This is a genomic window from Streptosporangium lutulentum (genome assembly GCF_030811455.1).
Lineage (GTDB): Bacteria > Actinomycetota > Actinomycetes > Streptosporangiales > Streptosporangiaceae > Streptosporangium > Streptosporangium lutulentum.
Map to the genome: position 1 here is coordinate 2515560 of NZ_JAUSQU010000001.1, position 24840 is coordinate 2540399.

Genomic DNA, 24840 nt, shown 5'->3' on the forward strand with positions numbered 1-24840 from the left:
TCGGGGCCGACGCGCGCCGAACGCCAGAACGGAACACCGGGGCGGAGCCTGCTCGCCCGACTGGGGGAGGCGCCGTAGGGGGCGAGGACCCGGGCCGCTCGCGCGGCGGGTTCGCCAGTATGCACGTTTCAGGCTTCGCGTACGAAAGTAGCGCATTCCGGGCAATCGTCGAGATACCGATGCCGACACTCGACGGTGTGCTGCAGGAATGTCATCGCCTGCTGTCTGTGGGCGATTTCACTTTCAAGCACAGCGATCTTTGCCCTCACGACCGCCTGTGCCGCTGCCTTCCGCGGCGAGATGGCGGCGATGACCTCGGGCAACGAGAGCCCGACCCGCCGCAGTTTCCGTACGGTGCGTGCCTGCTCCAGGGTCTTGTCGTCGTAGACGCGGTAACCGTTGCCGTCGCGACGTACGGTGAGTGCCCCGACCTGCTCCCAGTGCCGTAGTACGTGAGCTTCGATCCCGAGTTCTGCGGCGGCTTGCCCGACCGTCTTCACCATGCGCGCCTTGCCTTCATGTCGACCTGAACCTTTAGCGTCTCCATCATGTCTAATCCCACTCGCCCCGCGAGCGCTCGTCATGGTTCATCGATCCTGGTCACCGGCGCGACGGGCAACCTCGGCCGCGAAGTAGTCGACCGCCTCCAAGCGCGCGGCTCGCGCGTGCGATGCCTGGCCCGCCGTCAGATGGATCCGCGCCCCGGAGTCGAGTCGGTGGCCGGCGATCTCACCGACCCGGCCCTGGTCCGCTCGGCACTCGTAGGCGTCGACGCCGTCTTTCTCATCTGGCCGCTGCTCGATTCCGCCCCTGCCCATGACCTGGTCGCGGAGCTCACCGCCACGGCACCCCGTGTCGTCTATCTGTCCTCGACGGCCATCGACGACGAGGCCGCCCGTCAGAGCGACCCCATCGTTCAGGTGCACGCGGACATGGAAGCCCTGCTCCACGACGCCGGACTGCGACCGGTGGTGCTGCGCAGCGACACGTTGGCCTCCAATGCCCGGGGCTGGGCAGCGCAGGTGAGGGCAGGCGACGTGGTGACCGGTCCGGATATCGCGCGCACCGCCGTCGTGGACGAACGCGATGTCGCTGACGCGGCCGTCACCGTGTTGCGCGCACACCATGACCACCCGGATCACGGCCCGTACGTGTTGACAGGCCCCGAACTGCTCAGTCGCGCCGACCAGGTCGGTCGCCTCGGTGCCGCACTCCAGCGTCCGCTTCGCTTCGAAGCGGTCGCCGCCGACCTCGCGCGATCACGAATGCTCGCGGACGGTCGTCCCGAGCGGCTGGTGGAAGCGCTGATCGCTGCTTCGGTGTGCCGGCCGGAGTCGAACCGCGTCACCGATCACGTCGAGCGCCTGACCGGTCGAGCGGCCGGCACCTTCGCGAGGTGGGCCGTCGACCACGCGGCCGAGTTCGGCTGACGGGGGAGCCGCGGCCCGCCAGACCGTCACGGAAGCATCGCGGGTGAACCGGGACCTCAACGTGCCGGCCGCCGGGTCGCCCGGTCTGCGCCCGCACCCGGCCGTCGCCGCGGTCCGAGGTGCCCACCGAACCGTGATCTCGGCCGGAGGCGCCGGCCCGCATCCGCACGGCTGCGCGGCCGGCTCACCGCCGATCCCGGCTGAAGCGGCTAACCGCCCAGCCGGATGATGCCGCGGGAAGCGGCGACCGTCACCGCGGCGGTGCGGTCGTCCACGCCGAGCTTGGCGAAGATGTGCAGCAGGTGGGTCTTGACCGTGGCCTCGCTGATGCACAGATGGGCGGCGATGGCCTTGTTGCTCATCCCCTGGGCGACCGCGCCGAGGACCTCGACCTCCCGGCCGCTGAGGGCATCGGGGGCATCGGCCCGCGCCCACGACAGCACTCGGGTCGCGATCGCCGGCGACAGGGCGCTCTCCCCTCGCGCCGCCGCCCGGATCGCGTCGAACAGCCGCTCACGGCCGGTGTCCTTGAGCAGGTAGCCGATGGCTCCCGCGTCGATGGCGCGTGAGATGTCGCCATCGGTGTCGTAGGTGGTCAAGACGATCACCTTGGCGCCCGGGTCGTGTTCGCGGATCCGGCTGATCGCCGTCGCGCCGTCGATCTCGGGCAGCTGCAGGTCCATCAGGGTGACGTCGGGCCGCAGGTCGCGCGCCAGCCGCACCGCGTCCGCGCCGGAGACCGCTTCGCCGACCACCTCCAGATCGTCCTGGGTGCCCAGCATCGCCCGGATGCCGTCGCGGACCACCGGGTGGTCGTCGGCGATCAGGACCCGGACGGTCATCGCGCCCCGCTCAGCGCCACCACCGGAAGGCTGGCAGCCACTGTGGTGCCCGCACCCGGGGCACTTTCCACGAGCAGCGCGCCGCCGAGCTGCTCCATCCTCTCCCGCATGATCGAAAGGCCGTGTCCGAAGACGGCCCGCCCGGGATCGAAACCGTCGCCGTCGTCGTGGACATCGAGCACGACCAGGTCCTCCATGTACGACAGGGTCAGCGTGACCTGCTCGGCGCGGGCATGGCGGCGAACGTTGGCGACCGCCTCCTGCGCCACGCGCAGCAGCTCCGCCTGAACCTGGGCTTCGAGCGGCCGGAGCTTGCCGGTGATCACGGTTTGCGCGTGGATGACGGTCTCATCCGACAGCCGGCCGGACAGCCACTGCAGGGCCTCCGGCAGGCCGCACTCGTCGAGTCGGCCGGGGCGCAGCGCTCTCACCACCCGGCGGCTTTCGGCCAGATTCTCCCGTGCCGCCCGCAGCGCCTGCGTCAGGTGCTTGTTGTCCGGCAGGGTCGCCTGGGCCGCCTCCAGCAACATCGCCACGCTGGCGAACCCCTGGGTCAGGCTGTCGTGGATGTCGCGGGCCAGCCGCTGCCGCTCGGCCGCCACGCCCGCCTGCCGTTCGGCCGCCGCCCGTGCCTCCTGCTCGACCTGCAGCCGGTCGAGGAGCCGCTTGCGCTCGGCGCTCTGCCGGGACACCGAGCCGAAGTACCCGACCGCGGTGGCCGTGCTGATCGCGATCAACGCGGCGATGGCGATCTCGGCCCAGGTGATCGACCCGGTCGCGTGGAAACGGTGCCACAGCCAGTTCACGGCCGCGGTCACATACCTCATCGCCACGCGAAAGGTCGCTCCGGCGGATCGGCCAGGCGACGGGCTTCCCCACGGACGCGCGTAACGGGACGAGGTCGATCGGCACGGCAACGGCGACGCACCATGTCCTGAGGCGGCGGATGTCCGGCCGCGCCACCTTCGATTGAGTTACGTTCGATCCAGGCACCGGCCACGCTCCATAGCGTGATCGCCGAGAGAGGGCCAGAGCCCGGCAACCTGTCACTCGACACCTGGAGGATGGGATCTTCGCCGCAGGCTGGAACCGGGTGGAAGGAGCCGGATGACCTACGACATCGCCGAACCTTATGGGCCGCTCGTCACCACGACGTTCCGGCTCATCACCTGGAACGTGTGGGGCAGGTACGGCCCGTGGGAGCATCGCGAGGCCGCCATCCGCGCCACTCTGGAGCGGCACGACCCCGACGTGGTGGGGCTGGTGGAGGCGTGGGACGAGCAGGGCGCACGGCTCGGCCTGCCGTACCACGTGTTCGAGGGCGACTCCGAGGTCAACGGTGCGCGCTCCGGCCTGGCCGTCCTGTCGCGCTGGCCGATCGGCGCGCACGAGTCCCGCACGCTCACGGGCGGGAAAGACACCGGCGGCCGGGTGCTGTACGCCAGGATCGACGGCCCGCGCGGCGTCATCCAGGTCTACGTGGTGGCGCTGACCTGGCGGCTGGAGCACAGCGGCGAGCGCCAGCGGCAGGTGCGCGAGGTGGCCGCCTTCATCGCCGAGACGCAGCAACGCCGGCACCCGACGGTACTGTGCGGCGACTTCAACGCCGACCCCGACAGCGACGAACTGCGCATGCTGACCGGTAAGTCCATCCCGGCCGCGCCCGGCCTGGTGTTCTATGACGCCTGGACGGCCGTCGGAAACGGCGCGGACGGCGGGCACACCTGGGTCGGGGCCAACCCGTGGGCGGCACCGGCGCTGTGGCCGGACCGCAGGATCGACCACGTGCTGTCCGCCTGGCCGCGCCGGGGCGGCGCGGGCCATCCGGTGCGCTGCGAGGTGATCGGCGACGAGCCCGTCGGTGGGGTGGTGGCGTCCGACCACTACGGCGTTCTGGCGGACCTGCGCTACTGACACAGGCACCGGCCGCTTTCGCCGGCCCTGGGCGCGGGCAGACCTGCCGATCCGGACCCACCGGATCGGCTACCGCTCAACCTGGAACGGCCTCCGGACCAGGTGCGCCTGGGGAAAGGCGCGGTCCGGCGTCCGGTGGGTCCTTGTATCGCCGTCAGCGAGGTGTCAGGTCGTGGCGCGCGGATAGGGACTGAGCATCGTGACGAAGTGGATCTCGAGGTCGCGCTCCAGATAGTCCATTCGACTCTCCCAGAAGGCTTTCATGTGCGGCAGGGCCAGATGCCTGTCAAGATCCTCCTTCGACCGCCAGACCTCGTAGAACGCGAAGGCGTCCGGGCCGTCCTGGTGGAAGTGGTATTCCAGGCAGCCCTCCTCCTGGCGGGTCGGTTCGACGAAGGACGTCAGGATCTCCTTGAGGTCGGTGGCGCGTCCGGGCTTGGGGTAGGCGAAGCCGATGACCGAGTACAGCTCATGCATGGGACTCTCCGTAGGTAAGAAGAATTTCTTACCTACGGACGATAGGGCTGCGTCAAGGTACGATGCAACTCGTACCTATTGGTCGATGGGGAGGTTGCGCCGGTGCCGGACTCAGAGGGACATCCGGTCTTTGAGGAGTTGGAGCTCGGGCGGGTGCTGGCCGCCCTCGCGGATCCATTGCGCCGTCAAGTGGTCCTCGGACTGCTGGCCGAGCCCGAGGGGACTGCGCGAACCTGCAGTTCCTTCGGTCTTCCCGTCACCAAGGCCACCTTGACGTATCACTTCCGGCAGTTGAGAGAGGCAGGGCTGATCCGTCAGGTCGACCGGGGCAACAGCCGCATGGCGGCGTTGAGACAGACGGAGATCGAGAGGCGGTTTCCCGGTCTGCTGGGAGTGCTTCAGGCGGAGATGAAGCGAGAACATGCGACCCAGGGCCTCGACAAGCCCTCTTGACCACGTCGCGGTCATGCGGTTTCACGGGTCGAACATCGTCAGGAGCCGGCGATGGTCACGGGCCTGGCGTGACAGCCGATCACGACCGCGGCGGTTCTCCGGCTGTCCGATGCGGAGATTCGGGGGGCTTGACCGGTACTGGTTCTGCGGGCCGGCGCGGGGCCGGCGGTTCGCCGCCTGCGATGTCGTCACTGGCCGGCAGGCATGCGGCTGGCCGCCCACGGACCGCCGCGGTCACGCCTGCGCAGCGACGAAGCGATCGCGCGGTTCGCCGCGGAGGTGTCCCGGGGGGAGTCGTCGGCCGTATGCGAGCAGGAGGAGATCCTGTGCGGCGCCGGACAGAGGTGTTCCGGTACCGAAGGACCAGTCGAGGTCGTCGGCGCGGAGTTCGATGCCGCCCAGGTCGGCTCCGAAGAACTTGAGGGTCTTGGCGTTGACGCCCTCGAGGAGTATGCGCAGGCGGTCTTCGGGAACCCGGCGGCCGAGGCCCAGGGCGACCGTGATGTCCAGTCCGTGGATCACATCGTGGCCCAGGGCCGCCTCGATCCCGCCGACCGGCGGCCTCCAGGGGTGATCCGCGTTGTCACGGAGCAACGCGGCGAGCTCCCTCGTCGAATAGGCGGCCGCGTCGTTGTGAGCGCATCGATCGGTCATCCGGTGGAGGTTGCCTCGCGATCTGGCGAGTTCCACCGCCATCTTGGAGAGCGAGTACCGAAACCCCATCGTCATGTGGGCCGCGACCTCCCGTACCCGCCACCCCCCGCACAAGGTCGGAGCGTCCCACTCCTCGGCCGACAAGCCGTCCAGCTTCGAGTCGGGCATGCGCGATCATAAACGGAATGGACACTCGTTTCCTTGGTATCGCTGAGCTGGTCGAAGCCCCGTCCGTGGCGGTCGTAGTCGACGTCATGCGTGCTTTCACCGTGGCTGCCTGGGCCTTTGCCCAGGGGGCGGAAAAGATCGTTCTTGCTGAGTCGCTGGACGAAGCCCTGGCGCTCAAGGCCCGCCACCCGAATTGGGTGGCGCTCAAAGACGGTCCGCCCGCGCCCGGGTTCGACACCGTCAACTCGCCGGGCCTGTTGCGGTCCATGGACCTTGGCGGACGGACCGTTGTGCAGAAAACCACGGCAGGGACGGTCGGCGCTCTTGCGGTCAAGGAGGCGCCGCTGGTGCTGTGCGCCGGCTTCGTGGTGGCGGAGGCAACGGCTCGGCTCTTGCGGACGCGCAAGAGTGACAGTGTCACGTTCGTGGTCACCGGCGAAGATGGCCAGGCCGATGAAGATCTGGCGTGTGCTCAGTACATCGCCCGGAGGGTTACCGAGGCCGGGACGGACGCTGCTGAGTTCCTCCGCCGCGCCGGCGAGTCGCGCGCCGCCGCCGAACTGGCGGAGGGGGTGCGTCAAGGAGTCCATCCCGATGACGTTGCGCTCTGTCTTGAGGTCGACCGGTTCCCCTTTGCCATGGTGGCGACCTTGGAAGGCTCGCTCATGGTCCTGCGTCCACTCGCGGTGCCTTCGCCGGCTGACGAGGACCCGGTCTGATCACTGGTGAGGTCTACGTGCGGGCTCCACCGTGAAGCACCACGTGACCAGCCTGTTCGCCAGGACGACCGGGCACAAGCCGTGATCATCGCCTACGAGGCCGGGCTCGTCATCCCTGGGGGCCGCTGACCCGGGACCCTGCTCCCCGACGGGCGTTCGGCCGGTACCCCGGTCCCAGGCACGAAAGCCTCCCCGCGGACGAGGAAAAGCGCCTGCCGGCGGGCGAGCCTGGACGTATGAACATGATCTTCCAGGGAAGAAGAGGAAAAGCACTCGCCGCGGGGCTGGTGGCGGCCGGACTGGTGACATCGCCGGTTCCGACGGCCTTCGCCGGGCAAGGTGCCGCGCCGCTTACGTGGGAGGCGTGCGCGGGGGAGAAGGTCCCGGCGGGCATGGAGTGCGCCACGATCCAGGTGCCGATCGATTGGTCGCGCCCCGGCGAAAACAAGATCACACTGGATCTGGCCCGGCTGCCGGTCACCGATCCCGCCCACCGCATCGGCAGCGTGTTCACCATCCCCGGCGGGCCGGGCGAGGACGGGATCGCGAGCATGAAGCAGTTCGCGGACCGATACACGGCGTTGCGCCGGCGGTTCGACGTGGTCACCTCCGCCCCTCGCAGCAGCACGCCGAAGGAGGCGTTGCCGGCGTCGTGCCTGAAGCCGGGGCCGGGGGTGTCGGAGCCGGGCGATCGCAGGGAATACGAGGCCCAGTCCAAGGTCCTGGCCCGGGCGGTGGACACCTGCCGGAAGGAGGACCGCAGCGGGCTGTTCACTCGCCTGGACGGGCTCTCGATGGCCAGGGATGTGGAGGCCATCCGCGTGGCGTTGGGGGAAGAACGGCTGAGTTTCATGGCGTGGTCGGCCGGGGGGTCGCCGGCGACCGCCTACGCCCGGCTGTTTCCGCACCGCATCCGCGCGATGTATCTCGACGGGGTGTACAACCAGCCCGGTGGAAAGCTGCTGTGGGATCGGATGTCACGCCGAAGCTTCGAGAAGCGGTTCCGCGGGTTCGTCGGCTGGTGCGCGCGCACGTCCACGTGCGCGCTGCACGGGGAGGACGCGGGAAAGGTCTGGCGCAAGCTGCTCAGGGACGCCGACCGCTCACCGATCCCGGTCACGTCGGCGCGGTTCGGCGAGGGGAAGCTGACCGGTTTCCACCTGCAGGTCGCAGTCGGCCTCTCAGCGGCGGACCCCGGCGCTTTCGCCACAGCCGTGGACAAGGCCCGCCACGGGGACGGCTCGGCGTTCGCCGACAACGTCCTGGGTCTGCTGGCGGTCTACACCCAGCCGATCGTGCTGGCGCTGCGGTGTCCCGACGGTCTGGGCTACACCACCTACGCCGAGCACCGCGAAGCACTGAGGGAGGCCGGGAAGATCTCGCCGGACATGCCCTACAGCACCTTCGACGGCCTGGTCTGCTCCGGTTGGAAGATCCCGGTGGCCAATCCGGCCCGGCCACTGCCGGTCAAGGGACTGCCGCCGTTCCTGGGCGTCGGCAGCCAAACCGATTTCCCGTGGACCGACAGCCTGACCCGCACCATCCCCGGCTCCGCCTCGGTGCTGTATGACGGGCCTGGTCATGTCATGTATCTGACGGGATCCTCATGCGTGGTCGAGCACGCCGATCGGTATCTCACCGAGTTGAAGCTGCCCCCGGCCGGAACCGTCTGCCGGGCGTGATCACACCCCGGCGCGCCTTCGGCGTCGACGCCGAAATCGCCCAGTTCGGTCCCACCGGCCACCGGCCGCTCCGCGTCGGCGACACCCTCTTCCGACAGGCGTGCGGCCGTACGCGAGGAGATCGCTCGGCGGGTACCCGCTGGACGGTTGGGCGCCCACAGCCGGCCGGCGTCGCCGGCGGCGAGCCGGCCTCGGCGATGCTCGGCACCGGGCGCTGGGATGAACCGGTGCCGTGGTTCCCTCAGTGGCGGTCGGGCTTGAAGACGAACATGAGTGCGCGGGCGTCCTCGGTGCCGGTGTTCTCAAGCATGTGGGGCTCGGTGGCGTCGAAGGTGGCGGTGTCACCGGGGCCGAGGACATAGGTGTCGAATCCGAGGTGCAGCGTCAGCCGGCCGGCGATCACATAGGCGAAGTCGATGCCGTCGTGCCGCTGGAACTTGCCGGCCTCCACCGATGTGCCGCCCGGCGGGTAGGTGATCTCCATGAGCGTCGCGACGTCGGGGTGGATGTGGGCGAGCCGTTCCCACACCACCCCCGAATCGAGTCGGATCTTGGTCCGGTCACCGGCGTGCTCGACCGGCCGGTCCCGGTGCACGGGAACGACCTGGGGCCGCGCCGGCGGGTCCGGGACGGACCGGCCCCCGAACAGTTCGTCCAACGACAGGTCCAGTTCGCGCACCAGGGCGTAGAGGGTGGTCACCGACACGCGGCTGCGACCGGTCTCGACCTGGGACAGCATGCTGGCCGAGACTCCGACCCGGCCGGCGAGTTCGCGCAGCGACAGCCCCTTTCGCTTTCGCTCCTCCCGGATGTGCTTCCCGAACTCGACTTCCATCGAACGCTCCCGTTGCCCGCGCCTGTCTCGCCCCTGAGGGTCTCACGGCCCGACGGTACGCCGGGCCGTGGACATCAGCCTTCAGGCACGTTCACGGTGTGGCGGGATGCCGACCGGGGGCCGCGGGATGAACGGCGGCGTTCCCGATGGGCGGTGTTACGACAGGCTCTTCACCATCAGGTCGACGTTTTCGGGACGGGCTTCCAATTCGCCGGATTCGACCCGACGTGCCAGTTCCACCGCGATCGCGTTGGCGGGCGCCGAACTCCCGTGCTCGGCGTGGACGTCGACCACCAGACCGTTGATCTCCTCGACCTCGCAGCGGCGGCCCTTCATCCAGTCGTGCAACACGGTGGTCTTGGTGTGGGGCAGAGCGAAGTCGTACATGACCGCGTCCAGCAACGCCTCGACGAATTTGTGCGGGTCCGTCGGGTCGAGCCCGTCGAGACCGAAGATGGGCACCAGCTTGTTGCCGGTGGCGATGATGGCCTCGGCGGCCTCGATCCCGCACCGCAGCATGAACTCCCGCATCCCGGGGGTCGCCATCGCCTCCCGCATCGGCAGGTTCAGGACGGCCGAAGGCACCAGTTCGCCGGCATTGACCAGGAGCTTCGCCCACTTCGCCGACCGGATGTCCTCGACGATCTCCACGGTTCCCGCGTGCCCGAGGATGTCGGCGACCTCGCGTTCCCGCGGGCGGGTCGCCGCTGTCACGCTGCCGAGCCCGAACCAGGACTTCGCGGGTGGTGTGTGCCGTTCGACCACGCCGGGCTCGAACATCGCGGCACTGCACTCGATCACCGCACCGAGCGTGCGCTCGGGCCCCATGATGTCGGCGATCGCGTCGATCGTCATCCCGTTCTGCAGCCCGATCACCAGGCCGTCCGGTTTGACCAGCGGCTTGATCAGCTCGCACGCCCATCGCGTGTCATACGCCTTGACCAGCGTGAACACCAGATCGAAAGGTTCGCGCAGAGTCGCCACCTCGCAGAGGTTGAGCGCCCGCACGGGAGTGACGACGCTCTCCTCGGGCATGTCGACGCGGACCCCCGCCGCGCGCATCGCGGCCACGTGCTCCGGCCACTGCTCGATGAATGTGACGTCGAGGCCCGCTCTGGTGAGGTCGGCTCCGATCGCGGCACCGTTCGCGCCGGTGCCCAGCACAGCGATCCGTGGACCGGTCATCGTGTCTCCTTATTCGGTCGGTCGGTTGTTGATGTGGGACTGGGCGTGGCGCTCGGTCGGCAGCGGTCCGCCGACGCTGTAGTAGCGCTGGCCCGCCACCAGCAGTTGCTCGGCAGGGAACTTGGTGATGACCTCGGCGCCGTCGGCGGTGACGACCAGCTCTTCCTCGATCCGCGCCGCCCCCACGCCGTCGGCCGACGGCCAGTAGGTCTCCAGCGCGAACACCATGCCCTCCTCCAGCACCTCCGGATGGTCCAGCGAGACCAGGCGGCTGAAGATCGGCTTTTCCCAGATGGACAGTCCGACGCCGTGGCCGTACTGCAGGGCGAAGGCGGCCTCCTCGTCGGCGAACCCGAATTCCTGCGCCGTCGGCCACACGTTCACGATGTCGGCCGTCGTCGCGCCGGGCTTGACGAGTTCGATCGCGTGGTCCATGTATTCGCGGCAGCGCTTGTAGGCGTCGTTCTGCGCGCGGGAGGCGCTGCCGACCGCGAAAGTGCGGTAGTAGCAGGTCCGGTACCCCATGAAACTGTGCAGGATGTCGAAGAACGCCGGGTCTCCGGGGCGCAGCAGCCGGTCGCTGAACACGTGCGGATGCGGGGAGCACCGTTCCCCGGAGATCGCGTTGACGCCTTCCACCTGCTCCGACCCGAGGTCGAACAGCCGCTTCGCCACCAGTCCCACGGCTTCGTTCTCGCGCACCCCGGGGCGCAGGAACGCGTACAGGTCGTCGTAGGCCGCGTCCACCATTGACGCGGCGGTGGTCAGCAGCGTGATCTCGTCGTCGGTCTTGATCCGGCGGGCCTCCAGGAAGATCTGCTGCCCGTCGACGACCTCGATGCCCTTGGCCCGCAGTGCCATCAGCACGGGGATCTCGGCGATGTCCACGCCGATGGGCTCGTTCTGCAGGCCGTAGCGTTCGAGCTCTTCGAAGATCTTTTGTGCGACCGCCTCGGCGATGCCGGCGTCGGGGTGGAAGGCGCCTCGCAGCACGGAGATCCCGGCGCGGGCGCCGCTGGTGCCGCGGGCGGGTCCGGCCACGTCGTCACCGGTGCGGTAGTCCAGCCACGGTGCGTAGAGCTGGTGGTGGCGCGCCGCCGAGCCGAAGTCCCACAGCACGGGTTCGCCGCCGCGGGGAAGCAGGGCGAACCGGATCAGCTTGTCCATCGCCCACGTGCCGATGTGGGTCGAGGTCATGTAGCGGATGTTGTGGAAGTCGAAGGTCAGCAGGGCACCGACGTCCGAGGCGGCGAGCTGCCGCTTGAGCTTGGCCAGCCGCTCCCGGCGCAGCCGGTCGACGTCGACGCGCGCCTCCCAGTCGACGACGTTCATGCCGAATGTAGCTGTTCCCATGAGTTTCTCCGGATTGTGTCGATGCTCAGCCACAGGGCCGGCGATGCGGATCCCGCCCGTTGGGGAGGGAACGAGTGAAAGGGCGGGCGACGCGTTCGTTCTCCGGCAGGACAGGTGCCGACGCTGCCCTGCCGGTGGAATCGCCCATCGTGGACCGGACGCGGTCCCGGCCCGGCGGGAGCGGCGCGAGCCCGTTGCCGGTACGCGACAGGGGGAGCATCAGGCACCCGCCTTCCGCCGGGAGTCGCCCGTCCGGACCAGGGGGACCACCGCGGCGCCGATGACGAGGATGCCCTGGATCCAGTACTGCCAGGCCACGCTGACCGACAGGAAGCTCAGGGAACTCGTGATGGTCTGCAGGAACAGCGCGGTGGCCAGCGTCGCCAACGCCGAGCCGGTGCCGCCGAAGATGCTGGCGCCGCCCAGCACCACGGCGGTGACCGAGGTGAGCGTGAGCGACTGGCCGATCGAGGCGTCACCGACACCGGTCTGCGAGTAGAACGCGATGCCGGCGCACGCGGCCAGCACCCCGGCGATCACGTAGGCGAGCAGCCGGGTGCGGCCGGTCGGCACCCCCATGCGCGCGGCCCGCAAGGCGTCGGCCCCGGTCGCCCGCAGCGCCCGGCCCGCCCTGGTACGGCGGATCACCACGTGGGCGAGCACCCCCACCACGACGGCGAGCACGAACACCATCGGGACACCGCCGAGCGTGGTGCCCAGCAGGCTGAGCAGGGTGTCGCCGGCCTGACCGCCGGGCAGCGGGCGCAGCAACTGTGCCAGCCCCAGCACCCCGATGGAGCTGACCAGGGTGGCGATCACCGGCGGCATGGCCACTTTCGACACCAGCAGGCCGTTGAGCAGCCCGATCGCCGCGCCCGCCCCGGCGGCGCACAGCACGCCGACGCCGAACAGGGCGGGTGAGCCGCCCGCGAAGAACGACACCGTGACCACCGACAGCGCGACCACCGAGCCCACGGACATGTCGATCCCGCCGGTCATCACGACCAGGAGCTGAGCGAGGGCGACCAGGGCCAGGGACGCGGTCGCCATGAACAGTTGCCCGAGGCTGAGGCTGCTCAGGAACGCCGGCGACGACAACGCGGTCAGCCCGCCGACGACGACGACCAGCGCCAGCATGGCCGCCGCCTGGAGCTCGCCGCCCAGCAGCGGGCGACCCGCCCGCGTGTGGGACGGCGGCGGCTGCTCGACGCTCATCTCGGTGGACAACACGGCCGCGCCGGTGATCTCCCGTTCGGACAGCGTCGCCGCCTGCAACTCGGCCCTGACGCGCCCGCGAGAGAACACCAGCACCCGGTCGCACAGCCCTTCGAGCTCGACCGCGTCGGTGGACAGCGTGATGACCGCCGTGCCGCGGGCCGCGATCTCGCGGAGCACACGGTAGATCTCCAGCCGCGCCCCCGCGTCGACCCCCTGCGTCGGATCCTCGACCAGCAGCACCTTCGGCGCGCCGAGACTCGCGCGGGCGAGCAGCACCTTCTGCTGGTTGCCACCGGAGAGCGTGTTGACCGGAGTGTCCAGACTGGCCGCCTTGATCCGCAGGGCGGCCGCCGCGGGGGCGACCAGTTCCCGCTCCCGGCGGGGGACGAGCACCGACCGGGCCAGCGAGACGTCCGGGAGCCGCAGCGCGTCGATGTTCTCCCGAACGCCCAGGTCACCGAACACCGCTTCCCGCAGGCGGTCCCCGGACAGGAACACGATGCCGTGCCTGGCCGCGGCGGACGGGCCGGACAACCGGACCGCCTTCCCCGCCACGTACACCGCTCCCTGGGATCGGGTGAGCCCGGCGAGCGCGCGAAGCACGTCCCGCTGCCCGTTGCCTTCGACGCCGGCGAAGCCGACGATCTCGCCCGCGCGCACCGATCCGTCGACGTCCTGGAATCCGGTGCCGGTGAGCTTCTCGAACCGGAAGACCGTCTCGGCACCGGTCAGGTCCGGCTTGCCGGGGAACGTGGTCTCCAGCGAGCGGCCGATGATGAGTTCGATGATCTGCTCGTCGCTGAAGTCCGCGACCTTGCCGCCGCCGACCACGCGGCCGTCCCGCAGCACGGTCATCGAGTCGGCGATCTCCCGGATCTCCGGCATGCGGTGCGTGATGTAGACGACCGCGCCTCCTGCGGCGACGAGGGATCGGACCTTGCCGAACAGCCACTCGGTCTCGTCGGGGCCGAGCGCTTCGGTCGGCTCGTCGAGCACGAGCACCCGCGGTTCGTTGGCGAGCGCGGCGGCGATCTCCACCAGGTGCGCTTCACGCGGCGTCAGGTCGGCGACCCTCAGCCTGGAGTCGATCCGCAGGCCGAGCTTCTCGAAATGCTTCCTGCTCCACTCGGCGGCGCCGGCCACGGAAGGCCGTACCGATTCGTTCAGGAGCACCAGCATCGATTCACTGATCGTCAGGGTCGGCGCGAGCGCCGGTGTCTGATACACCAGCGCCAGGCCGTGTTCCCTGGCCACCGTGGGCGTCATCGCCGGGTAGGACGTGCCCAGCAGGGAGATGCGTCCCTCGTCCGGGGTCACCGACCCCGCGGCGACCCCGACCAGGGTCGACTTTCCCGCGCCGTTCTCGCCGAGCACCGCGTGGATCTCCCCGGGGCGGACCGTCAGGTCCACCCCGTCCAGTGCCCGGACGCCGGGATACTGTTTGACGATCCCCGAGAGCGCGAGGGCGGCGTTGGCCGCTGCTTCCACCTTCATCTCCATCTGCTCAGCTGCTGAGCAGAGAGCCGAGTTGTGCGTCGGTCAGCTGGGAGGACGGCGGAGTGCCGTTGGGCAGTCCCGGCTTGCACGCCTTCGACGGGGCGACGGCGCCGTCAGAGCTGCCGGTGGAGTCCTCGTACAGGCCGAGCTGAACCAGGGAGGGCTCGGCGTCGGGCTTGCCGTTCAGCGCGGCGACGGCTTTGCGCAGCCCGATACGGCCGACCCAGGTGCGTGAGGAGACGGTGGCCAGCTCGTAGTCGGGGTTGGCCTTCTTCAGGGCGTCGAAGCCGCAGCTCAGCTCGTTGTCGTCGGTGGACGCGATCGGCACCAGAGGCCGGCCGGCGCCGGCGAAGGCCCGCGTCACCCCGCTCGTGGTCGCACCGTAGTCGCTGATCACACCGTCGATCTGGGGGTACTTGGCCAGCAGGCCGCTCATCGCCTGCTGGGCCATGGCCGGATCCCAGTTGGTCGTCACCGGATCCTCGTTCAGCAGCTTCACCTGGGGCGCGGCGGCGAGCGCCTTCTTCACGCCCTCCATTTCCCCCGCCGACACCGCGTTACCCGCGGGCCCGCCGAGCATCACGATGTTGCCGCCCTTGGTGCCGAGCCGGTCGATCATCCACTTCGCCCAGGTCTCACCCATGTACGCCGGGTCCCAGTCGACGTAGTCGAGGAAGTCCGATCCGGCGGAGCCGGTGGGATCCGCGGCGATCGGGACCACGGTGGTGCCCGCCTTCGTCGCCGCGCGCATGGCGGCCAGGTGCGAGGGGCCCGGGCCCGCGTCGGGGATGACCAGCAGGATGTTCACGCCCTTGGTGGTGAGGCTGGTGATGCCCGCCAGCGTCGCCTGCAGATCGCCGCGGCCCGCCACGTAGTCGAAGCTCGTGATCGCCGGGCACTTCTTGACCTCGTCCTCGACCTCGGCCCGGACGATCTTGGACCATGCGTTGGTGCCCAGACCGTCGACCAGGCCGACCTTCACCGGCTTGTCACCGCAGACCTGGTCCATCGAGATCAGCGCCGACATGGGGCCCGAGTTGCCCACGGTGACCTGGCTGGGGCTTGCCGGGGTGCCGCCGGCGGCGGACGGCGAGGTGCTGTTCACACTGGAGCATGCGGTCAATGCCGCGGCCAGGGTCGCCACCGTGGCGAACGCTGCGGTGGCATGGCGTCGGGTTTTCCTGGACATGAGATTTCCCCAAAAGACGGGTGTGGATAAGCAAGAAGTGGTGTGTCAGGTCGGGTTTCGCCGGATGACGCGGCGCCGCAGGCGGTTCGCCAGATCGAGTTGGACGACGATGCCGACGCCGATGATCGCGGCCTGCACGATGTTCTGCACGGCTGTCGTCTGGGTGTAGGTCTGGACCAGTTGATTGAGCTGCCCGAGAAAGAGCGCGCCCAGTGCGGTGCCCACCAGGCTGCCCCGGCCACCGGTGAGCGCGGTGCCGCCGAGCACGACGGCGGCCACCGAAGGCAGCAGGTAGGAATCCCCCAGGGAAAGCGTGGTGGTGCGCAGGAACGCGGCCAGCAGGACACCGGTGGCCGCGGCGAGCAGGGCCGACAACACGTACGCGGCGACGATGTGGCGCCGGGTGCCGATGCCGGCCGCGTGTGCGGTGTGCCGGTTCGCGCCGACGAGTTCGTAGCGGCGCCCGAGTACGGTGGTTTTGAGCACGATCTGTGCCACCACGATGAGGACGACCGCGATGTAGACCAGGTTGGGCACTCCGAGGGTACGGCCGACCGCGAAGCTCGTCAGCGACGACGGCGCCTCGGCGCTGTACCCGCCCGACAGGTACTGCACCAGACCGATCAGCACCGCGTTCATCGCGATGGTCACGACCAGGGGCGGCAGCCGGAAGATGGCGACGATCAGGCCGCTCGCCGCGCCCGCGGCGGCCGCCACGACCAGCGCGAGCACGATCGCCATCGTGAGGCCGAGCTCCTGCGGTGAGCCTTGTTTGGCGACGATGAACGCCCCGAGGGAGATCCCGCCCGCCACGGACAGGTCGAGTCCCGCCTGCTGGACGACGAGCGTCTGCCCCACCGAGACGATCGCGGTGAGCGCGGCGAAGGGCAACATCGCCAGCAACGCGCTCTGGCTCACACTGGCGGGGGAGATGACGGCACTCGCGATGAACAGGATGACGACCGCGGCGAGCGCGCGGCTGACGGGCCATGCCGCCAGGCGCTGTGCCAACGGGTCGCCCGCGCGGATCACGGGCGCTGTCATCGCCGGTGCGCTCACGCCGGAGACAGATTCGTCTCGGGCTGCCAGTCGCCGCCGATCGCGGCGCCTTCCAGCGAACCGACGACGTGATCGCGCGAGGACTCCGCCATGCTGCGCAGCCGGTCGAGGTCGACGCCGATCAGCTTTCCGTCACGCTTGACGAACTTCCCGGCCACCAGGATGTCCTTCACCAGGCCGGGGTGGGCGTTGTAGACGACGGTGGCGACCGGGTTGGTGATCGGCAGGGTGGCCAGGGTGTCGTTGGACAGGATCAGGATGTCGGCGGCCTTGCCGACTTCGAGCGAACCGGTGACGTCCACGAGCCCGTTGGCTCGGGCGCCCTCGATCGTCGCGAAGCGGAGCACGTCCTGGCAGCGGAGCCTGATCCGATCCACCGGCTCGCCCGCCTCCACCGCGGCCTCGTTGTCGCTCGCCCGTTGCACCGCGATCGTCGTCCGCATCAGGGAGAACATGTCGCCGCCGACCGAGCTGCACACGTCGACCGACAGCGACGGCTGGATGCCCGCGTCGAGCAGTCGTCCCGTCGCGGGCCAGCCGTGTCCCATCTGCATCTCGACGTCGGTCGCGACCGAGGCGGACCCGCCCGTGTCGGCGATGAGCCGCAGCTCGTCGTCGGCGATGGTGTTGCAGTGGACGTAGGTCGTCGTGTCGGCGAGCAGGCCCGCCTCGTTCAGCTTGTGGATCGGCTTGGTCTTGCCCCAGTGACCGTCGCCGACGTGTACCGAGACGCGCAGGTCGAGTTCGCGCGCGAGCAGGAAGTCCGCCTTGGTGACCTCCATCGTGGTGAACTGCGGACCGCGCGCCGCCAGCCCCATGGTCACCAAACCGTCGTTGGCGGAGAAGCGACCCGTGCGTAGCCGGCGGACGTCCGACTCCGGGTGCGGGACGGGTGAGGGAAACGGGCCGCCCCACTGCTGCGCGCCCCCACCGTGGGAGAACACCGCGCGGATCCCTGATTCCTCCAGCGCGTCGACGGCCGCGTCCGTGTGTTCCGGGGTGTACAGGTTGTGGGACCAGTCGAGCAACGTGGTGATGCCGGAATCAAGTGCTTCCAGCGCGCCGATGAGGTTGCCCGCGTAGGTGTCCTCGGGGCGGAAATACCGGCTCAGTCCCGTGTGGAGACCGACGAGGTATTGATCGAGCGTCCAGTCCGAGGCGATGTTGCGGACCACGGACTGCCAGGTGTGGCGGTGGGTGTCGATCAGGCCCGGCATCACGATCCGGCCGCTGATGTCGATCCGTTCCGCGTCGGGCGCTTCCAGCTCACGCCCGATGGCGGCGATCTTGCCGTCTCGGATCAGTATGTCTCCCGGCCAGAAGACGGTGTTTGAGTCATCGCAGGTAACGACGATCCCGCCGGAGAGAAGAAGCGTGTTCATCAGCGTGAACCTCCGCAGGCTTGGCGAGGGGTGTTCGATTCCGCTGATCTGTTGATGTTCCTCAGCCGGATCAGCGTGAACAAACTATGCGAGCTACACTGAACATCTGTCAAGTAAAAATTGATTTTCGTTCAGTCTCATTGATCACTCGTGTTCAACAAAAACGCCGGAGGGCTCGCCGACATGATGTCGGCGAGCCCTCCGGCGGGTGGGACGATGAACGATCAGCGCATGTGGTCCGGCCAGTGGCTGAAATCTCCGGCGGCCCCGCCGGGGTCATGCGGCGGGACGGATTCGCCGGCGGGGGAGGCGTGAGCCTCGGCGGGGCGGGTCAGCACGACCCAGACCGCGCGCATCTCCTCCTCCCCGCGGTTCTCCAGAAGATGCGGTTTCCCGCAGTCGAACGTGACGCTGTCGCCGACGCCCAGTGAGACCTCCTCGAACCCGACTCGGCAGGTCAGCTCACCCTGGGTCACGAACATGCTCTCCACCCCCGGGTGCCGGTGGTAGCGCCCGAACTCGCTCGAGCTGGCGCCCGGCGGGTAGATGACGAGCATGAGCTCCAGGCCGGCCGCGGAATTCCTGCCCAGCCGCTCCCAGATGACACCGGTCTCCATCTCGATCCGGCGTCGGTCGCCCGCCCGGGCCACGTTGAGGAAGGAGGGGGTCACCTCGGAAGACCTCTCGGCCGGCGGCGGCGCGGCGGGGGACTCCTGATCGGAGAAGAGCTCGTCCATCGTCATGTCCAGCGCCTCGACGACGGCGTACAGCGTCCGTACGGACGAGCGTGACTTGCCGTTCTCCAGCAGCGAGAGCATGCTGGCCGACACGCCCACCTTCTCGGCGAGCACGCGAAGGCTCATTCCCCTGGCACGCCGAGCGGCCCTGATCCGGCTGCCCGCGTTCTCCATCTCAGGCAAGGCCGTGCCCCCGGTATGGAGACGCGTGTGACCCGGCGTTCCACGCCGTTCTGTACGGCCTGGCTCCAGCAGCGGGCACTCGACCTCCACTGTCACTGTTGATTCAACAACGGTTACTTTAACGAGACTCAAACTTGCTGTCAACGAGTGCGGTGCCGACGTCAACACCTGTGAACAGGGGGCCGACAGGGAGCGCCGAAGGCGTACCGGTCGCATCCACGGCACGTGGAACCGTCGCGGGTGAACACCGCGGTGGCGGAGCACTGTCGTCGACGACGAGATCGCCTGACGGCCCGGAGGACGCTCAGCGGCGTCCGGGTTCTCTCATGGCCGCCAGGACGTCCACCGCCGTCCTCATCGACCGATCTCCCGCCAGGGGCACGGCGTGTTCGGCCAGCAGGTCACTGGCGGCGGCGTTGTCGTGCCCGCCCACCACGACCCAGAGCCCTCGGGTCACGTTGCCGGTCTGGTTGATGTACAGGTGAGGACGCACCGAGTTGAAGCAGACCGAATCGCCGGTCCGCAGGGTGAACGTGTCGAAGTCCAGCTTGAGGGTCAGTTCGCCTTCGATGATGTAGCCGTACTCGACGCCGGAGTGACGCATCAGCCGGCCGTCGATGGAACTCGATCCGCCGGGGGCGTAGGTCGTCACGAGCGGGTCGGCGATGCCGAAACCGCCCACGGCCAGTCGCTCCCAGGTGACCCCGTTCTCCATCTCGATCATCGGGTTGTCCTCCCGCCGCTGGATCGCGCCGGACTCCGGAAGCGGGGCCCGCGACCGCTCGTCGGTGGGCTCGGCGGGCGCGGTGGGTGGTTCCGCGGACACCGCCAGTAACTCGTCGATGGACAGACCGAGGTGCGTGACCAGGGAGTACAGCGTGCTCACCGAGGGTTGCGACTTTCCGGTTTCGACCTGGGAGAGCAGGCTGGGGGAGATCCCGGCCGCGGTGGCCACGGTGCGCAGCGTCCGCCCCTTCGCCAGGCGGGCGGTGCGAAGTCTGGTGCCGAGATCCCGTTTCACGTCACTCATCATTGAACACCGGTCCCCCCTCGCATCACCATTACTGCACAGTTTATACGACCATGCACCATCGCAAGCCGATGATCATCGTGCGTCGAGCATGCGCAGGGGCGAACGGCACCGATCCTCCTGTGCGGGGTGAGCAGGTCCCGCCCGCTGAACTGCGGGACCTGCTCACCGCCGTCACCGTGGGGCGGTTCCTCGATCTCCACGCCCCACCTTGACAAACCACCGGCTGAAAGGGGTTTTGTTCAATAGGACTGAACGAGGAGTGCGGTCACGGCTGGGGCGTACCGGAGCGGAGGTATCGCGCGACGGCCGACTCGTCCTCGTCGCCGAACCCGGCCGCCATCGCCGCGCCGAGAACCTCGCGGTTGACGCGGGCCTGCGGGAGGTCCGCCCCGACCTTGTCCGCCAGTTCCAGGGCCAGGCGCAGGTCCTTGGCCGCGAGTTCGAGCCTGAATGCCACGGGCACCTCGCCGGGCCGCTCGAACGCCTCCCGGCGATACTGCACGAACGGCGCGGAGACGGCGCTGTTCACGAACACCGAGTACGCCGTGGCCCGTTCGATGCCCGCGCGCTCGGCGAGCACGAGAGCCTCGGACACGGCCTGGTTGAGGCTGTGCACGATCGTGTTGACCACGAGCTTCATCGCGCTTCCCCTGCCGCTTTCCCCCAGGTGGAGCACGGGGTCGCCCAGCGATGACAGGACCTCCCGCCCCCGCCGCACGGCGTCGGCGTCGCCGGCGGCCATGATGGTCAGGGACCTGCCGGCGGCCGCGGCGACGCTGCCCGAGACCGGGGCGTCGACGAAGTCCACTCCCCGGTCGCCGAGCAGGGAGTGAAGGCGGCCGATCGTGTCCGGCGACATCGTGCCCATGTCCACCGCGAGCATCCCCTCGGACATGGCGTCCAGCGCCCCGCCTTCGCCGGTGTAGGCGTCCAGCACCGCACGGTCGTCGGCGAGCATGGTGATCACGACGTCTGCCCCGGACACGGCGTCGTACGGTGTCGCCGCGGCGCGGGCCCGGTGCCGGGCGGCGAAGTCCCGCGCCTTGGCCGGGCTACGGTTCCACACCGTCAGCTCGTAACCGTCCGCGGCCAGGTTGGTGGCCATGGGCAGGCCCATCCGCCCCAGGCCGAGAAAAGCGATCTTGGTCATCTGCTCTCTTCTCTGTGCGCTCCTTGTGAACTTGCCCGCGGCGGATGCGCCGCCTAGGCGAGCAGCCGCAGCGGTTCCTCGATGCTCGTCACCAACGCGGCCATCCAGCGTGCCGCCAGGGCTCCGTCGATGGCCCGATGGTCCACCGAGAGCACGAGTGACATCACGGTCCCGACCTCGATCGCACCGTCGGCGACGACCGGTACGGCCTTCCCCGCGCCGACGGCCAGGATCGCGGACTGCGGGGGATTGATGATCGCGGAAAACTCGTCCACGCCGAACATCCCGAGATTCGTGACGCTGATGGAGCCGCCTTCGAGGTCGCTCTGCAGTAGCTTGCCCTCGTTCGCCTGCCGCACGTACGCGCCGACCTGCCGCGCGACCGCGCTCGGGGCCGCGTTCTGCACGCCGCGCAGAACCGGTGTCACGAGTCCGCGCTCCGACGCGATGGCGACCCCGATGTCGACCGACTCGAACCTGCGCATGCCCTCCTCGGTCCAGATCACGTTGGCGTCGGGCACCTCGACATGGGCGATCGCGACCGCGCGGAGAACGAGATCGTTGACGGAGATCCGGTGCGGCGAGACATCGTTCAGCTGGGACCGCAGCGCGAGCAGGGCGTCGATCCGTGCGTTGCGGCGCAGGTAGAAGTGCGGGATCGTCTGCTTGCTCTCGGTCAGCCGACCGGCGACCGCGCGCCGGAGACGCGAGTGCGGGATCTCCTCGAAATCCGATCCCGGTGCCGCGGCGGCTCGCGATGTGCGTGGGGGCCGCGCGGATTCCCCCTTGGCCACCGCGGGCTCGGGGGCGGGGCCGGACGCGGTCGCCTCTCGGGACATCGCCACGGCCCGCTCCACGTCACGGCGGAGAATCCGGCCGTTCGGCCCGGTGCCCTGTACATCCTCGGCGCGCAGCCCGGCGTCCCTGAGAATCCTGCGGGCGATGGGCGTGATGAACAGCCGCCCACCTTTCTGGGCCACAGGCGGTGCGACGGGAGCCGCCGACGGTACGGGGGCTACCGGTGGTGCGGGAGCCGCCGACTGCACGGGGGGCACCTCACGCCGTACCGCCGGTGGCTCCTCCCGGGGCGAACCGATCCCGAGCTCCGCCAGGAGCCGGTCGAGATCGCTGTCCTTCTCGCTCTCGTCCCCGATGAGGGCCATCGGCGAGCCGACCTCGACGCGCGTCCCGCCTTCCACGAGGCGGCGGAGCAGGACCGCGTCGGTCTCCGCCTCCATCTCGACGACGGCCTTGTCGGTCTCGATGACGACGATGGGCTGGCCGGTGGTGAAGGACGCGTTCTCAGCGACCAGCCAATCGGACAGGACCGCCTCCGTGGCGCCGGCTGCGACCTCGGGCATTCGCAGGAGGGTTGCCATGATCTTCTCCTTCGGCTCTCGCGCGATCAGGACTGGGCCCGGGTACGTAGCGCGGTGACGACTTCCTCGGTTCGGGCGATGGCGGCTCGTTCGAGGACCTTGCTGATGCTCGGTGACGCGACGGCGCCCGTGACGCGCTCGATCGGGCCGTCGAGCCAGTCGAACAGCCGGCGTTGGATCTCATCGGCCAGCCAGCCGCCGTAGGACGTGCCGACGGCGCCCTGCTCCACGATCAGTACGCGGTTCGTCTTCTTGACGCTCGCCTCGATCGTGTCCCAGTCGAGGCTGGCGCGGTCGAGCCAGCGCAGGTCGATGAGGTCGGCGCCCAGCTCGGGCACCTGATCCAGCGCCTCCAGGCAGTGGCCCACCATCGAGAGGTAGGAGATGATCGTGAGGTCGTCTCCCTGCCTCCTGAGCGCGGCCTTGCCGACCGGTATCCGGTAGTCGAGGTCCGTGAGCGGACCGGTTCCCGTGGCGGCGTACAGGTCGACGTGTTCCAGCACCACGACGGGGTCGTCGCAGGCCAGCGCCGTGTTCATCAGGCCCACGTAGTCGAACGGGTTGGACGGGGCGATCACGCGAAGGCCCGGCGCGGTGGTGAGGACGCCCGCCGGATCCATCGAATGTTGCGAGCCGTACCCCGTGCCGGCGGACAGCTTGCTGCGCAGCACGAGGGGCACGGAGCTCTCACCGCCGAACATGTGCCGTGCCTTGGCGATCTGGTTGAAGATCTGGTCGGCGGCGACCCACATGAAGTCGGCGTACATGAACTCGACCACCGGCCGGAACCGCCCGTCGAGCGCCATCCCGCCGGCCATGCCGGCGAAGGCGTTCTCGCTGATGGGGGTGCCGAGAACCCGCTCGGGGAACTTCTCGAGCGGCTGGCGGGTGGCGCCGTTCGTGCCACCCTTGAGGCCGTCGACGTCTTCGCCGAGCACGACGATCGAGGGGTCCTCTTCCATACGCCGGGCCATGACGTCGCTGACGACGTCGATGAAGCGCCGCTCGGCGAGTTCGCCGCCGAAGGTCGACTCCTCCTCGTAGCGGCTGCCGCGCAGTTCGCTCAGGTCCCCGCGGATCCCGACGTCGACGAAGCCCGGGTCGGGCCACTTGCCGGCCCGGACCCGGCGCTGACCGGGTTTTCCGCCGGGCAGCGGTTCGAAGAGGTCGTCCCCGATCGACCGCAGGCAGTCCGAGATCTCCCGCTGCTTCGCCTCGAACTCCGCCTCGGTGACGACGCGCTGCCGGATCGCGTGCCGCTTGAGGAGCTCCAGCGGGTCACGCTCACGCCAGGCCTTCTCCTCGTCCTTGGTGCGGTAGCCGAACGCGCTGCCCGGATACGCGCCGTTCTGGTGGAAGTAGCGGTAGACCTCCGCCTCGACGATGACCGGGCCCTTGCCGGACCGCAGGTGCTCCAGCGCCTCGTTCATCGCGAGATGCACGGCGAGGGGATCCATGCCGTCGACGCGCCAGCTCGGGATGTTGAAGCCGAGGCCGCGGGCGGACAGGCGCGGCTCGCCGGTGGCCTTCTCCACGGGGGTGGAGACGGCGTACAGGTTGTTCTCGATGAAGAAGCACACGGGGAGCTTCCACGCCGACGCGAGGTTGAACGACTCCAGGACGGATCCGATGTTCACCGCACCGTCGCCGAAGTAGGTGACGGTCACTCCGTCCGTGCCCGAGTTCCGCTGGTTGAACGCGAAGCCGAGCGCCTGAGGCACTCCGCCGCCGACGATGGCGTTCGTGCCCATGGCACCGGCCTCGCGCCACTGCAGGTGCATCGAGCCACCGCGGCCGCGGCAGAACCCGTCCGCGAGACCGCAGATCTCGGCCAGCGTCCGGTACAGGACGGTGCGCACGTCCTCGCTCAGCTCGGGCAGCCCGCCGGCCGCGGGCGGCATCACATGGCCGAACGCCTTCGCCAGAAACTGGTGGTGCCCGCGATGGGAGCCGTTGACGAAGTCGGTGCTCCGCAGGCCCGCGATCGAGCCGACGGCGCCGCCCTCCTGGCCGATGCTCGAATGCGCGGGCCCGTGCACGAGCCCTTCGGTGGCCAGTTGGAGGACGTACTCCTCGAACACCCGGATCCACAGCGTCTGGACGAGCATCGTGCGCAGGAGATCGGGGTCCGTGGCGTCCCAGTCGGCACGGCTCGGCGTCAGCTCCACCCAGGGGGAGTGGGCGGCCAGCTTCCTACGCGTCGACATGTTCTTCCTCCCAGCCGAAACATGGATCCATTTATGCGGGATTCCATGGAGTTCGGGGATCGTTTGTCCTGCTTTGACGGTTGTGCATGCAGAA

22 protein-coding genes are annotated in these 24840 nt (G+C 69.2%); 5 read left to right on the top strand and 17 right to left on the bottom strand.

Features of this window, described 5'->3' with window-relative positions:
- Positions 1–128: 128 nt before the first annotated feature.
- On the bottom strand, positions 129–503 hold the full coding sequence (locus J2853_RS10825) for a MerR family transcriptional regulator (RefSeq protein ID WP_307556912.1): 375 nt from the start codon (positions 501–503) through the stop codon (positions 129–131).
- 45 nt (positions 504–548) lie between these two features.
- Between J2853_RS10825 and J2853_RS10830 the strand changes: the two genes are divergently transcribed.
- On the top strand, positions 549–1430 hold the full coding sequence (locus J2853_RS10830) for an NAD(P)H-binding protein (protein ID WP_307556913.1): 882 nt from the start codon (positions 549–551) through the stop codon (positions 1428–1430).
- Positions 1431–1639: 209 nt separating this feature from the next.
- On the opposite strand, the gene J2853_RS10835 is transcribed toward J2853_RS10830, so the two are convergent.
- Both J2853_RS10835 and J2853_RS10840 read right to left on the bottom strand, forming a co-directional pair.
- Positions 1640–2272, bottom strand: a complete 633-nt coding sequence (locus J2853_RS10835; RefSeq protein ID WP_307556915.1) for a response regulator — start codon at positions 2270–2272, stop codon at positions 1640–1642.
- Positions 2269–3090, bottom strand: a complete 822-nt coding sequence (locus J2853_RS10840; RefSeq protein ID WP_307556917.1) for a sensor histidine kinase — start codon at positions 3088–3090, stop codon at positions 2269–2271. Before J2853_RS10840 ends, J2853_RS10835 begins: the two co-directional genes overlap by 4 nt.
- A gap of 289 nt (positions 3091–3379) precedes the next feature.
- On the opposite strand from J2853_RS10840, the gene J2853_RS10845 reads away from it, so the two are divergent.
- Positions 3380–4186 carry an endonuclease/exonuclease/phosphatase family protein gene (locus tag J2853_RS10845; protein WP_307556919.1) on the top strand — a complete coding sequence of 269 codons (807 nt, stop codon included), beginning with the start codon at positions 3380–3382 and terminating at the stop codon, positions 4184–4186.
- Positions 4187–4351: 165 nt separating this feature from the next.
- On the opposite strand, the gene J2853_RS10850 is transcribed toward J2853_RS10845, so the two are convergent.
- Complete coding sequence (locus J2853_RS10850; RefSeq protein WP_307556921.1) at positions 4352–4663, bottom strand: putative quinol monooxygenase; 312 nt, start codon at positions 4661–4663, stop codon at positions 4352–4354.
- Between the two features lie 102 nt (positions 4664–4765).
- Here J2853_RS10850 and J2853_RS10855 point away from each other — a divergent pair, with 102 nt between their 5' ends.
- Positions 4766–5116 (top strand): ArsR/SmtB family transcription factor, encoded by a 351-nt coding sequence (locus tag J2853_RS10855; protein WP_307556923.1) that lies wholly within the window; start codon positions 4766–4768, stop codon positions 5114–5116.
- Positions 5117–5350: 234 nt separating this feature from the next.
- On the opposite strand, the gene J2853_RS10860 is transcribed toward J2853_RS10855, so the two are convergent.
- Positions 5351–5938 (bottom strand): maleylpyruvate isomerase family mycothiol-dependent enzyme, encoded by a 588-nt coding sequence (locus J2853_RS10860; RefSeq protein WP_307556925.1) that lies wholly within the window; start codon positions 5936–5938, stop codon positions 5351–5353.
- Between the two features lie 17 nt (positions 5939–5955).
- On the opposite strand from J2853_RS10860, the gene J2853_RS10865 reads away from it, so the two are divergent.
- Both J2853_RS10865 and J2853_RS10870 read left to right on the top strand, forming a co-directional pair.
- Positions 5956–6657 carry a 2-phosphosulfolactate phosphatase gene (locus J2853_RS10865; protein ID WP_307556927.1) on the top strand — a complete coding sequence of 234 codons (702 nt, stop codon included), beginning with the start codon at positions 5956–5958 and terminating at the stop codon, positions 6655–6657.
- A gap of 236 nt (positions 6658–6893) precedes the next feature.
- Positions 6894–8339: an alpha/beta fold hydrolase gene (locus tag J2853_RS10870; protein ID WP_307556928.1), complete on the top strand. Its 1446-nt coding sequence runs from the start codon at positions 6894–6896 to the stop codon at positions 8337–8339.
- Between the two features lie 241 nt (positions 8340–8580).
- On the opposite strand, the gene J2853_RS10875 is transcribed toward J2853_RS10870, so the two are convergent.
- The 12 genes from J2853_RS10875 to J2853_RS10930 all read right to left on the bottom strand — a co-directional run bounded on the left by J2853_RS10875 (position 8581) and on the right by J2853_RS10930 (position 24746).
- Positions 8581–9174: a helix-turn-helix domain-containing protein gene (locus J2853_RS10875; RefSeq protein WP_307556930.1), complete on the bottom strand. Its 594-nt coding sequence runs from the start codon at positions 9172–9174 to the stop codon at positions 8581–8583.
- Between the two features lie 156 nt (positions 9175–9330).
- Entirely contained in the window at positions 9331–10359 is a 1029-nt protein-coding gene (locus J2853_RS10880) for a ketopantoate reductase family protein (protein WP_307556931.1), read from the bottom strand.
- Positions 10360–10368: 9 nt separating this feature from the next.
- Positions 10369–11712, bottom strand: a complete 1344-nt coding sequence (locus J2853_RS10885; protein WP_307556933.1) for a M24 family metallopeptidase — start codon at positions 11710–11712, stop codon at positions 10369–10371.
- Between the two features lie 219 nt (positions 11713–11931).
- Positions 11932–14424, bottom strand: a complete 2493-nt coding sequence (locus tag J2853_RS10890) for an ATP-binding cassette domain-containing protein (RefSeq protein ID WP_307556935.1) — start codon at positions 14422–14424, stop codon at positions 11932–11934.
- A gap of 10 nt (positions 14425–14434) precedes the next feature.
- The gene (locus J2853_RS10895; protein ID WP_307556937.1) at positions 14435–15616 is read right to left on the bottom strand and encodes a substrate-binding domain-containing protein; all 1182 of its coding nucleotides are present in this window, start codon (positions 15614–15616) and stop codon (positions 14435–14437) included.
- Positions 15617–15661: 45 nt separating this feature from the next.
- Positions 15662–16660 (bottom strand): ABC transporter permease, encoded by a 999-nt coding sequence (locus J2853_RS10900; protein WP_307556939.1) that lies wholly within the window; start codon positions 16658–16660, stop codon positions 15662–15664.
- A gap of 11 nt (positions 16661–16671) precedes the next feature.
- A complete protein-coding gene (locus J2853_RS10905) occupies positions 16672–18057 on the bottom strand; it encodes an amidohydrolase family protein (protein ID WP_307556941.1) in 1386 nt (461 codons plus the stop codon).
- A 224-nt stretch (positions 18058–18281) separates the two neighbouring features.
- Positions 18282–18968 (bottom strand): helix-turn-helix domain-containing protein, encoded by a 687-nt coding sequence (locus J2853_RS10910; protein WP_307568647.1) that lies wholly within the window; start codon positions 18966–18968, stop codon positions 18282–18284.
- A gap of 313 nt (positions 18969–19281) precedes the next feature.
- On the bottom strand, positions 19282–19998 hold the full coding sequence (locus J2853_RS10915) for a helix-turn-helix domain-containing protein (protein ID WP_307556943.1): 717 nt from the start codon (positions 19996–19998) through the stop codon (positions 19282–19284).
- A gap of 277 nt (positions 19999–20275) precedes the next feature.
- Entirely contained in the window at positions 20276–21160 is an 885-nt protein-coding gene (locus J2853_RS10920; protein WP_307556945.1) for an NAD(P)-dependent oxidoreductase, read from the bottom strand.
- 53 nt (positions 21161–21213) lie between these two features.
- Positions 21214–22539: a dihydrolipoamide acetyltransferase family protein gene (locus tag J2853_RS10925; protein WP_307556948.1), complete on the bottom strand. Its 1326-nt coding sequence runs from the start codon at positions 22537–22539 to the stop codon at positions 21214–21216.
- A 26-nt stretch (positions 22540–22565) separates the two neighbouring features.
- Positions 22566–24746: an alpha-ketoacid dehydrogenase subunit alpha/beta gene (locus J2853_RS10930; protein ID WP_307556950.1), complete on the bottom strand. Its 2181-nt coding sequence runs from the start codon at positions 24744–24746 to the stop codon at positions 22566–22568.
- Between the last annotated feature and the right edge of the window lie 94 nt (positions 24747–24840).